Source organism: Streptomyces sp. JLYT201 (genome assembly GCF_059448825.1).
The window spans coordinates 8,089,299-8,103,831 of the sequence record NZ_CM182551.1 but is presented as its reverse complement, the minus strand read 5'-3'; the positions used below and the strand labels follow the sequence as shown (position 1 = coordinate 8,103,831).

General features: G+C 73.5%; 10 protein-coding genes. 6 read left to right on the top strand and 4 right to left on the bottom strand.

What is annotated here, in order from left to right; translation table 11 throughout:
* A complete protein-coding gene (locus AC5WAM_RS34545) occupies positions 1 to 441 on the bottom strand; it encodes a roadblock/LC7 domain-containing protein (RefSeq protein WP_138958487.1) in 441 nt (146 codons plus the stop codon).
* Entirely contained in the window at positions 438 to 3,452 is a 3,015-nt protein-coding gene (locus tag AC5WAM_RS34540) for a sensor histidine kinase (protein WP_495519903.1), read from the bottom strand. Before AC5WAM_RS34540 ends, AC5WAM_RS34545 begins: the two co-directional genes overlap by 4 nt.
* Positions 3,453 to 4,098: 646 nt before the next feature.
* Here AC5WAM_RS34540 and AC5WAM_RS34535 point away from each other — a divergent pair.
* Complete coding sequence (locus AC5WAM_RS34535) at positions 4,099 to 4,764, top strand: hypothetical protein (RefSeq protein ID WP_495523706.1); 666 nt, start codon at positions 4,099 to 4,101, stop codon at positions 4,762 to 4,764.
* Positions 4,765 to 4,894: 130 nt separating this feature from the next.
* Here the strand turns inward: AC5WAM_RS34535 and AC5WAM_RS34530 are convergent, their stop codons facing one another.
* Positions 4,895 to 6,211, bottom strand: a complete 1,317-nt coding sequence (locus AC5WAM_RS34530) for an NAD(P)/FAD-dependent oxidoreductase (protein ID WP_495519902.1) — start codon at positions 6,209 to 6,211, stop codon at positions 4,895 to 4,897.
* A complete protein-coding gene (locus AC5WAM_RS34525; RefSeq protein WP_495519901.1) occupies positions 6,208 to 6,564 on the bottom strand; it encodes a bifunctional 3-phenylpropionate/cinnamic acid dioxygenase ferredoxin subunit in 357 nt (118 codons plus the stop codon). The genes AC5WAM_RS34530 and AC5WAM_RS34525 overlap by 4 nt, the downstream gene beginning before the upstream one ends.
* A 782-nt stretch (positions 6,565 to 7,346) precedes the next feature.
* On the opposite strand from AC5WAM_RS34525, the gene AC5WAM_RS34520 reads away from it, so the two are divergent.
* The 5 genes from AC5WAM_RS34520 (at position 7,347) to AC5WAM_RS34500 (ending at position 14,495) form a co-directional block, all read left to right on the top strand.
* On the top strand, positions 7,347 to 8,090 hold the full coding sequence (locus AC5WAM_RS34520) for an IclR family transcriptional regulator (protein WP_366795015.1): 744 nt from the start codon (positions 7,347 to 7,349) through the stop codon (positions 8,088 to 8,090).
* A gap of 347 nt (positions 8,091 to 8,437) precedes the next feature.
* Entirely contained in the window at positions 8,438 to 9,523 is a 1,086-nt protein-coding gene (locus tag AC5WAM_RS34515) for an S-(hydroxymethyl)mycothiol dehydrogenase (RefSeq protein WP_495519900.1), read from the top strand.
* Between the two features lie 131 nt (positions 9,524 to 9,654).
* A complete protein-coding gene (locus tag AC5WAM_RS34510; RefSeq protein WP_495523705.1) occupies positions 9,655 to 12,135 on the top strand; it encodes a GcvT family protein in 2,481 nt (826 codons plus the stop codon).
* A gap of 55 nt (positions 12,136 to 12,190) precedes the next feature.
* A complete protein-coding gene (gene solA / locus AC5WAM_RS34505) occupies positions 12,191 to 13,369 on the top strand; it encodes an N-methyl-L-tryptophan oxidase (protein WP_495519899.1) in 1,179 nt (392 codons plus the stop codon).
* A gap of 10 nt (positions 13,370 to 13,379) precedes the next feature.
* A complete protein-coding gene (locus AC5WAM_RS34500) occupies positions 13,380 to 14,495 on the top strand; it encodes an aromatic ring-hydroxylating oxygenase subunit alpha (protein WP_495519898.1) in 1,116 nt (371 codons plus the stop codon).
* Positions 14,496 to 14,533 lie beyond the last annotated feature (38 nt).

The following is a 14,533-nucleotide window of genomic DNA, read 5'->3' as shown; positions in this document are numbered from 1 at the left end:
CTACCCTCCCGTGGGCAGGTCGGTGCGCGGCGCCGAACCCAGGTGCACGCCCACCCTCTTGACCAGCAGCGTCATCTCGTACGCCACCAGGCCGACGTCGGAGTCCGCGTCCGCGAGGACGGCGAGACAGCTGCCGTCGCCCGCGGCCGTGACGAAGAGGAACGCGTCGTCGAGCTCGACGACGGTCTGTCTGACCTTGCCCGCCTCGAAGTGGCGCCCGACGCCCTTGGCGAGGCTGTGGAAGCCGGACGCGACGGCGGCGAGGTGCTCGCTGTCCTCCCGGGTGAGGTTCTTGGACACGCCCGTCGGCAGGCCGTCGCCGGAGAGGACGAGCGCTTTGCGGATGCTGGCGACACGCTCCACCAGGTCGTCGAGGAGCCAGTTCAGCTCTCCCGCCGCCCCGGTCGCGGTGGTGCGTGCGTCGGCCTTCGGTGCGGTCATCGACCGTCCCCCTCAGATGTCGTTCCTGGTGCTGTGCCGTCAGGGGCGCTGTCGCCCGCGGCGTTCTCTTCGCGGCCGCGCTGCCAGCCGCGCTGGAGCGAGGCCATGCGGCTGCGTACCTCGTCGGCGTCGCGCTCGTCCGGCCTCCCGGCGGCCGGGGCGGTGGTGTCGCGTTCCGTGGGGCGGCCGGGGCCGTCCTTGAGCTGCGGGGCGAGGTTCGCCTGCCGGACCCTGCGCGGCAGCCCGCCCAGGGCGGGCCTGTCGGGGTCCTGGGGCGCCGTGCGGGGCGGCGTCTCGGTGCTGCCTGCGGCCCGGTCCATGGCGTCCCTGTCCGTCCTCGCCGCCCGGTCCCCACCGGGCGCTGTCTCCGTGCGGGTGGTGCTGCGCGGCGGGTCCGCCGGACGCCGCCGGGGCAGCGGACGCGGGTCCGCCCGGGGCTCGCTCCGCTCCGGGCGGGGCGGGGTCAGGTCGGGCCAGCCGTCGTCGGGGCGGGGGCGGCGCGGCAGTTCGAGGCCCGCGCGGTCGGTCGGACGGGTCTCCCGGGCGGGACCGCGTCCGGGGCGCCCGTCCGGGGCCTCGCGACGGGACCGTACGTCGTCTCCGGTGCCGACGGCGTCCAGGGCGTCCGTGTCGCGCGTGCGGGTCGGGCCGACGCGGCGGCCGTGCGAGGAGACCAGCTTCGGCGTGCTGCGGCGCGGCAGGGGAACCGTGGCCCCCGGGGGGCGCTCGTTGTCCAGGAGGTCGTCGCGGCCGGAGGTGTCGTAGCCGACGGGGTCGGTGGCCCGGGCGGGCTCGTCGAGGACCGGTTCGCGCGCCTGCTGATGCTGCTCTCCGGGGACGTCGGTGGCGCGGCGGCGGGGGCGGAACAGGCCGCCGCGCTCGCTGTCGGCATCCTCCAGGTCACCGAGTTCGCCGAGGGAGGCCGGGAAGCCCTCCAGGCTCGCCATGCCGACCGGCGCCTCCAGCTCGACCGGTCCGTCCAGGATGGACGCGGGCAGGCCGGGGAGCTGGACGGGGACCTGGGCGAGGGCCGAGGCACGGTCGTCCGCGGGCTCGCCGCCCGCGGGCGCGGCGGGCTGCGGCCGGTCGAGACGGAATCCGACGCCTCCGGTGTCGGGTACGTCGTCCGTGAGCAGGGACTCCGGGATGAAGACGACGGCGGTCGTGCCACCGTACGGGGAGGGCTGCAAGGAGACGCGGACCCGCTGGCGCTGGGCCAGACGGCTGACGACGAAGAGGCCGAGGCGGTCGGTGTCGGACAGTTCGAACTCGGGCGTCTCGGCGAGTCGGAGGTTGGCGTCGAGGAGGGCCTCGGACGTCATGCCGAGGCCCCGGTCGTGGATCTCCAGGGTGAAGCCGTTGGCCACGTGCTCCCCCAGGACCTGCACGGCGGTGTGCGGGGGCGAGAACACCGTGGCGTTCTCCAGGAGTTCGGCGAGCAGATGGGTGAGGTCGGCGACGGCGGGTCCGGTGACGGCGATCCGGGGCAGTCGGCGTACCTCGATGCGTTCGTAGTCCTCGACCTCGGCGACGGCCGCGCGGACGACGTCCATGAGCTGGACGGGCTTGCGCCACTGCCGGGAGGGCGCGGCACCGGAGAGGATCACGAGTCCTTCGGCGTGCCGCCGCATGCGGGTGGTGAGGTGGTCGAGGCGGAACAGATCGGCCAGTTCGTCGGTGTCCTCGGTCCTGCGCTCCATGGTGTCGAGGAGCGTCAGCTGCTTGTGCAGCAGGACCTGGCTGCGGCGGGCGAGGTTGACGAACACCTCGGAGACGCCGCGGCGCAGGTCGGCCTGTTTGACGGTGGCCTCCACGGCGGCGCGCTGCAGGGTGTTCATGGCCTGGCCGACCTGGCCGATCTCGTCCTTCTCGTAGCTGAGGCGGGGGGCCTCGGTCTCCACGTCGACCTGTTCGCCCGCTGCGAGGCGCCGCAGCAGGCCGGGCAGGCGCACGCCGGACGCCTCGTGGGCCTCCAGACGCAGACGGCGCAGGTCGCGGATGAGGCCGCGGCCGATGCGCACGGAGAGCACGATGGAGACGACCACGGCGAGCAGACCGACCACGCCGGCGACGGCCAGCTGCACGATCACCTTGACGGCTTCGGGGCGGGCCCGGTCGCGCAGCCGGTCGATGGCCGCGTCGTTGCGCTCCGCGAGGCCGAGGAGGACCTTGTTCGCCTCCTGGTTCCAGTCGGAGGAATTGACCGCGCGCGGGGTGCCGGGGCCGGACTCCACGAAGGACTTCTCGGCGGCACGCAGGCGGGCGGTCTCGGCACCGTTCCAGTAGCGCTCGTAGCGGGCGCGCTCGCCGTCGGGGAGCTGCGCGAGGCTGTTGGCGAGGAGCAGTGAGCGCTGCGCCATCAAGTCGGTGACCTGGCGGACCTCCGCCTTCGTGACGGTGCCCGTGGCCAGCGCCGAGGCGATCAAGGCGTCTTCGCGGGAGAGGAGTTCACGGGCCTGGTCGACGCCGACGAGGGCGCGGCTCTGCGCGGTGATGCTCACGTCGTCCAGGGCGTTGAGCGTCGTCAGGAAGCCGTAGCAGGGATCGGTCACACGCGTGTACATCTTCAGCGCCTCGGCGCGGCTGATGGTGCCTTCCCCGACGGTGCGGCGCAGGGCCTGGATGCCGTCGAAGGCGTCGAGGACGGCCGTCAGGCGTTCCTCCGAGTGGCCGTCGAGGACGTCGCGGGACTTGGAGTCCTTGGCGGCGGACCTGACCTTGGCGATGAGTTCGTCCGTGGCGTCGCGGCTGCTGCGCAGCGCGGCGAGCGCGTCCGACGCCCGGGGGTCCGCCAGGTGGATGAGCGTCTGACGCCGCTCCTCCTGGACGACTTGGACGGTGTCCTGGATGGGTTTGGCCAAGTCGTCGATGATGTACGCGGTGTCGATCAGCTTGTTGGCCTCACGCCCGGTCACAAACGTGGCGAAGCCCCAGATCGCCGTGAGGGACACGAGCGGCACGAGCAGCAATGCCACGATCTTCCGGCGGATCGACTTCCCGCGAAAGCGCATGGCCTCCCCTAGATCGGGCCCCATGCAGCCGCGCGAATGGCCCAGGGGCACGCATGTGCGTCAACAAACGGCGTGAGCCTACTACTGACACACGAGCAACTCGAAGACACGTCCGGACGCTTTTCGGCCGTGACGCGAAACGGACGTCGGGAGTTGTCCGCCCATTGCGGGAGATTGCCTCCCGCCTGCGGCGCGGCCCGCGCGCCACCATCCCCCTTACGTCGAGGGCCAGTTGGCCTGAAGTGTGCGCCAACGGGAACCGATCACCCTTCCGGGTGACGTCTCGTGCGGAGCGGGAATCATCGGCGGGGCTCGTTCGTCGATCAGTACGGAAGGTGAGCACGAGGTCGAATGGATGGGCGGGGCGACTGAGTGGGGCGCGCGGAGGCCGGATGACGAGGGGCGCGGGACTGATTCGGCGATGTACGGCTTGGCGGGCGGCGTAAAGCAGCGTAAAACGGGCAGCAGCCAGAGGGTCGGACAAGAGACTCTCGGTGGCCGCGGGGCGCGGGACGGCGTGCGTGCGACACGCGTCGCGCCGCAAGGCAGCGGGGGGAGTGACGAGTTGATGAGCACGACGGAGCGCGACAAGGCATCCGAGAAGCACGCGAGCGGTGAATCGGCTGGGCTGGAGACACAGTTGGCCGTGCGACAGGTGGACGAGCGGGCCGCGCCGGGGCAGCCCTGGCGGGCCGAGCGCGCCCGCAGACGAGAGCTGCGCCGGGCCGAACGCGACGCCGAGGCAAGAGCAGGAGGTGCCGAGCCCCGGAGCTCGGAGAGGCCGAGCGCCGACCCTCGGGCGGCACCTGGGCGCGCTGCCCTGGGGCAAGCCGGGCAGCGGAGAGTCGATGCCGCCGCCACGCCAACGGGAGGCGACCACTTGGGATACGACACCTACGTGGGACACGACACCTATGACGCGCGGCGGCCCCTGTGGGTCGAGGAACCCGCGACCCGGCCGCGCCTGCCGGACCCGGTGCGCACCGCCGCCGTGCGGGCCGTGATCATCGTGGCGCTGACCCTCATCCAGGCGATGACGGCGTTCTTCTGCGCGATGGCCGGGTCCTGGCTGGCCTTCCCCATGGTGCTCAGCAGCGTCGCCAGCACGGTCGTGGCCACCTGGGGCGTCCTCGACGTCTGGGTGACCCGCCAGGTGTGGAGCCAGCGCAACGGCGTGGTGTCGGCACCCAACAGCACGGCACGGCAGCTCCGGCGCGAGCGGCGCAGGGCCCGCCGTGCGGCCCGCGCGGCCGCCCGCACCAAGGAAGGCATACGGGGGCGGGGCGCGGGGCGACAGCTGTCACACTCCTGACGGCGCGCCGCGTCCCGCTTCTCGCGCATCGTCGACTACTGGCGACCGGCTGACGGCCACGGGCTGCGGGGCCCAACCCACGCGCTGCCGGGCGGCGGGTGTCACGCACCCCGGGCCGTGCGCAGCACCGTCACACTACGGCCACGTGCCCGGCCCGTAGCTCTCTGCGGGCCCGCATGAACGCGCGCGGGCGATCCACGGCCAGGACGGCCGTCGGGCGCCCCTCGTCCTCGTACACCGCCAGGAAGCCACCGTCGTCCGGTGCGGGACCGCCCTCCCACACCCGGACCGTGGCCGAGGTGGAGCGATGGCCCGCGAACTGGATGCGGGAGCCGTACTGGTCCGACCAGAAGTACGGGAGGGAGTTCACGGTCTCCACGGTGCGGGCGGCGAGCAAGTTGCGTACGGCTACGCGAGGTTGCTCCGTGGCGTTCGTCCAGTGCTCGGCGCGGACACCACCGCAGCGGGCAGCGCCACCGGCTCCGGCTCCGGCTCCGGCTCCGGCTCCGGCTCTGCCAACGCCGCCGACGCAGGCGACGTCACCCACAGCCACGACCTGCGGCAGCGCGGTCACGCAGCCCTCGTCGCACGGGACTCCGCCGCGCAGGTGCCCGGCGCCGCCGTCGAGCGGTGTGCCCTCCAGCCACGCGGTGTTGGGCTGGGCGCCGATGCCGACGACCACCACGTCGGCGGGGAGCAGACGGCCGTCGGCGAGTTCCACCGCGGCGACCCGGGCTCCGGGGCCGGACTCGGAGGCCGTGCGCAGCGCGGGGCGCAGGCCCGCCACACCGGTGCCGGTGAGCAGTCGGGCGCCGCCCCGTCGGTGCAGGTCGGCGCAGAACGCGGCCATGTCGGCGCCCAGTTGGGGGACCAGCGGCAGCGGGGCGGCCTCCACGACGGTGACGTCGTGGCCGAGCGTCACGCACGAGGACGCCGTCTCCGCGCCGATGAAACCGCCGCCGATCACCACGACCCGGCGAGGGCCGCGGGTCAGCGCGGTGCGCAGGGAGCGGGCGTCGTCGAGGGTGCGCAGGGTGTGGACCCCGGTGAGGGGCGGGCCCGCGAGGGACCGGGCCCGCGCGCCGGTGGCGATGACGACGCCGTCGCCGACGACCGCGCGACCGTCGGCGAGCAGCACCGTACGGCTGCCCGTGTCGAGCCCGCTCGCGGGGACGCCGAGGAGCCACTCGGCGCCCAGTTCCGCGAGTTCCTCGGCGTCGGCCAGGGCGAGGCCGGGCTCGACGGCGGTGCCGGGGCCCAGCCCGCCGGCGATGCGGGTGCCGGGCATGGGGCCTGTGAGGAAGGTCTTGGACAAGGGCGGGCGGTCGTAGGGTGCGTGGGGCTCCGCACCGATGACGACGAGGCGGCCGTCGAAGCCCTGGGCGCGCAGCTCGCGGACCGCGTAGAGGCCAGCGAGGGAGGCACCTACGACGATGACCGTCCTCATGCGGCGGAGCCCTCCCCCGTCGCCGCGCCCGCCTCGGCCGGGACCGAAGGGGCGCCCGTCACGTGGACGTGGACCATGCCGTCCACGACGCTCACGCGGTGGGTGCGCACGGGGCGGCGGGCGGGCAGACAAGTCGGCTGACCCGTCCTGAGGTCGAACGAGGCGGCGTGCAGGGGGCATTCGACCAGGCAGCCCTCCAGCCAGCCCGCCGCGAGGGAGGCGTCCTGGTGGCTACAGGTGTCGTCGATGGCGTACAGCACGCCGTCGGCGTTGAACACCGCGATGGGCGGGGTGGTGTCGAGACGGACGGATTCGCCCGCGGGGAGCTCGTCGAGGCGGCAGACGGGAATCATGGCGTCCCTCTGGATCTCTCGGTCGGATGTGGTGGAAGGCTCGGCTCGAAGCGGGGCGGTCGGGCCGGGTCGGTGCTTGGCTCGGTTCGTCGGGCCTGGTGGGACTCGTCGGGTCCGGTGGGACCTCCGGTTCCCGGAAGGGGATGGGCACCGGGTTCCCGGAAGGAGATGGGGCCCCGGGGTGCCGGAAGGGGGTAGGGCTTCGCATCCCGGCTGGGGCCAAGGCCTTGGCCAGGCCCAGAAGTTCGGGCCAGAGGGTTCGCGCTTCGGTCACTGGCTCGGAGGTGCAGGCCCCGGCCGGGCGCGGGTTCCGGACTCGGCCGGCGGCAGAGGGTCAGGAGGGGTCCGGCCGGGCCAGGAGGTTCGCGTCGAGCCCGGTCAAGGTGCCGGGCCCTCGCCAGGTCCGGCGCAGACGGGGCCCGAGGCCAACTCCCGCCCGGAGCACGGCCGCAGCGGCAGCCACGGCCTCGGCTCCGACCCCAGCTCCACGCCCAGCCCTGTCAGGAGGGCCCCAGCCTTGTCCGGCCCCGTTTCGACTGGGGACTCTTCGGTAACATGAAGTTTCATATGACGCACCGCGTAGTGCTATGCGCAACAGAATCCGGTGGGACGCCCACGGAGTCAAGGGCTTCCCCGAGAAGCGGCGTCAACCGCCGCCGAGTAGTGAGAGTTGAGATATGACGCGCACGCCGAAAAGCCCTGACCAGACCGGAGAGCCGCACCGGGATCAGCCGGGGGCGGGCAGATCCCGGGCACGGCAGTCCGGGGCGGCCGCGGGCTCGGTGCAGTCCGTGGACCGGGCCGTGAGCGTCCTGGAGATCCTCGCCCGGCACGGCGAGGCCGGAGTCACCGAGATCGCCGACGAGCTGGGCGTGCACAAGTCGACGGCGTTCCGGTTGCTCGGGGTCCTGGAGAACCGGGGCCTCGTCGGTCAGGCCAAGGACCGCGGCAAGTACTTCCTCGGCGCGGGCGTGTTGCGCCTCGCGGGCGCCGCGGCCGTGCGCATGGACATCTCCCAGGAGGGCGCCCCCGTCTGCCGCGCGCTGGCGGACGAGTTGGGCGAGACGGTCAACATCGCGGTCCTCGACGACGACGCCGCGGTCAACATCATGCAGGCCCGCGGCCCCGCGTCCGTGACCGCGCAGAACTGGCTCGGCCGCCGTACCCCGCTGCACGCCACCTCCAGCGGGAAGGTGCTGCTCGCCCATCTGACGACGACGCTGCGCGAGGGCCTGGTCGCCCGTACGCTGCCACGGCTCACCGACCACACCGTGACCGGCACGGTGGCGCTGCGCGGCGAGTTGGAGACCGTCGTCGAGCAGGGCTTCGCGACGGCCGTGGAGGAGTTCGAGGTGGGGCTCGCCGCGGTCGCCGCGCCGGTGCGGGCGCACGACGGCAAGGTGATCGGGGCGCTCAGCGCGTCCGGGCCGGTGTACCGGCTGACCGAGGACCGCCTCACCGAACTGGCCAAGCGCACGGTCGCGGCGGCCACGGACCTGTCCCGCCGCATGGGCTACGGCCTCTGACTCCAGGCCGGGACGGGACACCGCCGCGACACCACCCGGAGGCCGACCACCACCCTCCACCGGAAGGCCTGCCAGCTCCGCAGCCGCTCTCCGCCCGGAGTCCGGCCAGCCCCGCAGCCACCCTCCACCCGGAGACCAGCCAACCCCCGGCCACCCCTCCGTCAGGCCTCGCGCCACACCGCGCCCCGAAGCCGTCCCGGCCTTTTCCCGAGCCTTCGTGTCCGCCCCTTGACGGCCCCTTGATGCCGCTCGCACGATGTTCCCGATAGCGCAACGAATCGTGGAGTACGCAACAACAGCCGCGTTTGCGCGGAGTCGCGCAAACGGTCCCGCAGAGGAGCCTGGCCGTGCCACACGAGGTCCGTGGCGTCGTCGCCGCGAAGAAGGGCGCACCCGTGGAGGTGCAGACGATCGTCGTGCCGGATCCCGGACCGGGAGAGGTGCTCGTGTCCGTGCAGGCCTGCGGGGTCTGCCACACCGATCTGCACTACCGGGAGGGCGCGGTCGGTGACGGCTTCCCCTTCCTGCTCGGGCACGAGGCCGCAGGGACGGTCGAGGCAGTCGGCGAGGGCGCCGAGGGCCTGCGGCCCGGCGACTACGTGGTCATCGCCTGGCGCGCACCGTGCGGGGCGTGCCGCTCCTGTCTGCGGGGCCGCCCCTGGTACTGCTTCGACTCGCGCAACGCGGCCCAGCCCATGACGCTCCTCGACGGCACCCCGCTGACCCCCGCGCTCGGCATCGGCGCGTTCGCGCAGAAGACCCTGGTCGCGGCGGGCCAGGCCGTGAAGGTCGACCCGGCGGCGCGTCCAGAGGCGGCGGGTCTCATCGGCTGCGGGGTGATGGCCGGGTACGGGGCCGCCGTGCACACCGGCGGCGTACGGCGCGGCGACACCGTCGCGGTCATCGGCTGCGGCGGCGTGGGCTGCGCGGCGATCGCCGGGGCCGCGCTCGCCGGGGCCAGACGCGTCATCGCGGTCGACGTCGACGACGCGAAGCTCGACGGCGCGACGCGGTTCGGGGCGACGGACACGGTCAACTCCCGCGGCACGGAACCGGTGGCGGCGGTGCGCGGGCTCACTGGCGACTTCGGCGTCGACGTGGCGATCGACGCGGTAGGCATCCCCGACACCTATCGGCAGGCCTTCTACATGCGCGACCACGCGGGCACCCTCGTCCAGGTCGGCGTGCCCGACCCGGCGATGACCATCGAGCTGCCGCTGATCGACCTCTTCTCGCGCGGCGGCGCGCTCAAGTCCTCCTGGTACGGGGACTGTCTGCCCACCCGGGACTTCCCGGTCCTCGTCGACGAGTACGTGCGCCGCAGACTGGACCTCGGCGCCTTCGTCAGCGAACGGATCGCCCTCGACCAGGTCGAGGCGGCCTTCGACCGGATGCGGGACGGCACGGTGCTGCGCTCGGTGGTGGTCCTGTGACGGCCGCGCCGGACAGGGCGCGGAACACCCCGCGGCAGGACGCGCCGACCGCCCGCCAGCACCGCGCGCCGAAGGCCACCGCCGCCGCCCCGCAAGACCGTCCCCCCGGCTCTCGCGGCCCCCGCGTCGTCATCATCGGCGCCGGAATCGTCGGCTGCTCCCTCGCCGACGAGCTCACCGCGCGCGGCTGGAGCGATGTCACCGTCCTCGAACAGGGGCCGCTGCCCGCCCCGGGCGGCTCCACGTCGCACGCGCCCGGGCTCGTCTTCCAGACCAGCCCGTCCAAGACGCTGAGCGAGTTCGCCGCCTACACCGTGCGGAAGTTCAGCTCCCTGACCGTCGACGGGCTTCCCTGCTTCCACCCGGTCGGCGGTCTGGAACTCGCCACCACGCCGGAGCGCTGGGCCGATCTGCGCCGCAAGGCCGGGCTCGCCGCGTCCTGGGGCATCCGCGCGCGACTCGTCGGCCCCGAGCGATGCGCCGAGCTGTGGCCGCTGCTCGACAGCGGGCAGGTCCTCGGCGGGCTGCACACGCCCGACGACGGGCTCGCCCGGGCCGTGCCCGCCTGCCGCGCGCAGATCGACCGGGCCTCCCGGCGCGGTGCCCGCTTCCTCGACCGGCACACCGTGACCGGCGTCGAGCGCGCCGACGGCCGGATCACCGGGGTGGTCACGGACCGCGGCGCGTTCCCCGCCGACCACGTGGTGTCGGCCGCGGGTTTCTGGGGTCCGGTGATCGGGCGGATGGCGGGCGTCGACGTGCCGCTGCTGCCGCTCGCCCACCAGTACGCGAAGACGCGGCCGCTGCCCGAGCTCGCGGGCGTCAACGACCCGCGCACGGAGGCCTCCCGGCCCATCCTCCGGTTCCAGGACCGGGACCTGTACTTCCGCGAGCACACCGACCGCATCGGCATCGGCTCGTACGCCCACCGGCCGCTGCCCGTCGATCCCTCTACCGTCGACTCGTACGAGGAGGCCGCCGGGCGGCGCGGGCGTGCCGTGCCCGCGATGCCGTCGGTGCTCCCCTTCACCGAGGAGGACTTCGCACCGAGCTGGCAGGACTGCTGTGGTCTGCTGCCCGCGCTCAAGGAGTCGGCGGTCGACGAGGGATTCAACGGCGTCTTCTCCTTCACTCCGGACGGCATGCCCCTGCTCGGCCCGGCCCCGGCGCTGCGCGGCTTCTGGCTCGCCGAGGCCGTGTGGGTCACACACTCGGCGGGCGTCGCCAAGGCGGTCGCCGAGTGGATGGTCGACGGCAGGCCCGCGACGGACGTCCACGACTGCGACCTGACGCGCTTCGAGGACGCCCAGCACTCCCCCGCGTACGTCGCGCGACGCGGCGCCCAGCAGTTCGTCGAGGTCTACGACGTGATCCACCCGCAGCAGCCGATCGACCAGCCGCGGCCGCTGCGCGTCAGCCCCTTCTACGCCCGCCAACTCCAGCTGGGCGCGGTGTTCCTGGAGGGCGGCGGCTGGGAGCGCCCGCACTGGTACGAGGCGAACGCGCCCCTCATCGCGGGCCTGGAGCTGCCCGCCCGGGACGCCTGGTCCGCCCGCCACTGGTCGCCGATCGCCGCCGCCGAGGCGCGGGCGACACGCGAACGGGTCGCGCTGTACGACATGACGCCGCTGCGCCGCCTGGAGGTCACGGGGCCCGGCGCCCTGGCCTTCCTGCAGCGCATGACCACCAACAACCTTCACAAGAAGCCCGGTTCGGTCACCTACACCCTCCTTCTCGACGAGGCGGGCGGCATCCGCTCCGACCTGACCGTGGCACGGCTCGCCCCCGACCACTTCCAGGTCGGCGCCAACTCCCCCGCCGATCTCACCTGGCTACTGTGGCACGCGCCGGGCGACGTCCACATCAGGGAGATCACCCAGGGGACATGCTGCGTCGGCGTGTGGGGTCCGCGCGCCCGGGCGCTGGTGCAGCCGCTCACCCGCGACGACTTCTCGCACCGGGCCTTCGGCTACTTCAAGGCCCGGCGGACGCACCTCGGCGACGTCCCGGTGACGGCCCTGCGCCTGAGCTACGTCGGGGAGCTCGGCTGGGAGCTGTACACCACCGCCGACCTGGGCCTGCGCCTGTGGGACACGCTGTGGGAGGCGGGCCGGGACCTCGGCGTCGTCGCGGCCGGGCGGTCCGCCTTCACCAGCCTGCGCCTGGAGAAGGGCTACCGCGCCTGGGGCCAGGACATGACCACCGAGCACGACCCCTACGAGGCCGGGCTCGGCTTCGCCGTCCGCCAGGACAAGGGCGACTTCGTCGGCCGCGCGGCCCTGCGCCGGCGCGCCCCCGACCTCACCCCCGGCACCAGCACCAGCACCAGCACCCGCACCCGCACCCGCACCCGAAGGCTGACCCCCCTGCTCCTCGACGACCCGGCCGCCGTCGTCCTCGGCAAGGAGCCCGTGTACGTCGAGGGAACCCCGGCGGGATACGTCACCAGCGCCGCGTACGGCTACACGCTCGGCCGCTGCGTCGCCTACGCCTGGCTGCCGCCGCTGCCCGCCGGAACGCCCGTCCACATCGAGTACTTCGGCGAGCGCCTGCCCGCGACGGTCGCCGACGAACCCCTCTTCGACCCCGAGATGACCCGGATCCGCTGCTAGTCCTCCGCGCCGTCCCCGAGCCTGCCCGCACTGTCGCCGTCCCCCTGGAGCCCGCATGTCCCGCACCACCCCCACGTACGACGTGATCGTGATCGGCCTGGGCGGCATGGGCAGCGCCGCCGCTCACCACCTGTCCGCGCGCGGGGCCCGCGTCCTCGGCCTGGAGAGGTTCGGCCCCGTGCACCAGCGCGGCTCCAGCCACGGCGGCTCCCGGGTCACGCGCCAGTCGTACTTCGAGGACCCCGCGTACGTACCGCTGCTCCTTCGCGCGTACGAGCTGTACGAGCAGGTGGAGCGGGACACCGGGCGCGAGATCGCGATCCTGTGCGGCGGTGTGATGGTCGGCCGTCCCGACGGACGGGTCGTCTCCGGGGCGCGGCTGTCCGCCGAGACCTGGGGGCTACCGCACGAGATGCTCGATGCCCGCGAGATCCGCCGCCGCTTCCCGACGCTCACGCCCCGCGCCGACGAGGTCGCGCTCTTCGAGCGGCGCGCGGGCCTGCTGCGGCCGGAGAACACCGTCGCCGCGCACCTCCAGCTCGCCACCCGGCAGGGCGCCGAGCTGCGCTTCGAGGAGCCGGTCGTCCGGTGGGAGCCGTGTGGGGGCGGCGTCCGCGTGCACACGCCCGAGGACACGTACACCGCGGGCCAGTTGGTGATCTGCCCCGGTGCGTGGGCGCCCGACCTGCTCGCGGACCTCGGGGTGCCGTTCACCATCGAGCGGCAGATCATGTACTGGTTCCAGCCGACCGGTGGGGTCGCCCCCTTCCTGCCCGCACACCATCCGATCTACGTGTGGGAGGACCCGGAGGGCGTCCAGGTGTACGGCTTCCCGGCGATCGACGGCCCCGAACTCGGCGCGAAGGTCGCCTTCTTCCGCAAGGGTGACGTCTGCACGCCCGACACCATCGACCGCACGGTCCACCCGCACGAGGCCGCCGCGATGGCCGACCACATGTCCCGCCAGATCCCCCTGCTTCCCGGGCGCCTGCTCAAGGCCGCGACCTGCATGTACACGACGACGCCCGACGAGCACTTCGTCATCGCCCGGCACCCCGCCCACCCCGAGTCGGTGACGGTCGCCTGCGGCTTCTCCGGGCACGGTTTCAAGTTCGTGCCGGTCGTCGGCGAGATCCTCGCCGACCTGGCGCTCGACGGCGCCACCGCACACCCCGTCGAGCTGTTCGACCCGCGCCGGATCACCGGCCCGCTGCCCGCCCCGGCGCCCGCTTAGGAGGACCGACGTGACGACCCAGGTGTCCAGGAGTCTCCTCGCGACCCTGCCGGGCCGCTCGTACACCGACCCCGAGGTGTTCGCGCGTGAGCAGGAGCGCGTCTTCGAGGCCCTGTGGGTGTGCGCCGTACGCGCCGCCGACCTCGACAAGCCCGGCGGGTACCGCACCGTCCAGGTCGGCCGCGAGAGCGTCCTGGTCACCCGTGCCCGCGACGGCGGACTGCGCGCCTTCCTCAACGTCTGCCGCCACCGGGGCGCCCGGCTGTGCGCCGACGGCGCGGGCGAGGTGCGGCGCAGCCTGCGGTGCCCGTACCACGCCTGGACGTACGACCTGGACGGGCGGCTCGTCGCGGCGCCGAACCTCACCAGGATGCCCGACGTCGACCGGAGCGCGTACGGCCTGGTGAGGGTGGCGCTGCGGGAGTGGCTCGGCTACGCCTGGGTGTGTCTGGCCGACGAGCCGCCGTCCTTCGAGGAGACCGTGGTCGGCGACGTCACCGCGCGCCTGGGCGACCCGGCGGCCATCGAGCGCTACCGCCTCCAGGACCTGGCCCTCGGACGGCGGGTGCGCTACGACGTGCGCGCCAACTGGAAGCTGATCGTCGAGAACTTCATGGAGTGCTACCACTGCGCGACCATCCACCCCGAACTGACCGACGTCCTGCCCGAGTTCACCGACGGCTACGCCGCGCAGTACTACGTCGGACACGGCGCGGCCTTCGGTGACGAGGTGCGCGGCTTCACCGTCGACGGCAGCGCGGGCTTCGGGCGCCTCCCGGGGGTCGCCGACGAGCAGGACCGCCGCTACTACGCGATCACTGTCAGGCCGACGGCGTTCGTGAACCTCGTACCGGACCACGTGATCCTGCACCGCATGGTCCCGCTGGCCGCGGACCGCACGGTCGTCGAGTGCGACTGGCTGTACGCAGCCGACGTCGTGGCCCGCGGGGCCGATCTGTCGAAGTCCGTGGAGCTCTTCCACCGGGTCAACGAGCAGGACTTCGCGGCGTGCGAGCGGACCCAGCCCGCGATGAGCTCCCGCGCCTACCGGCACGGCGGGGTGCTCGTGCCGACCGAGCACCACATCGGGGAGTTCCACGCCTGGGTGACCCGACGGATCGCCTGAGCACGGCGCCCCCCGAAGCCCGGGAGGCCGCTGCCCCA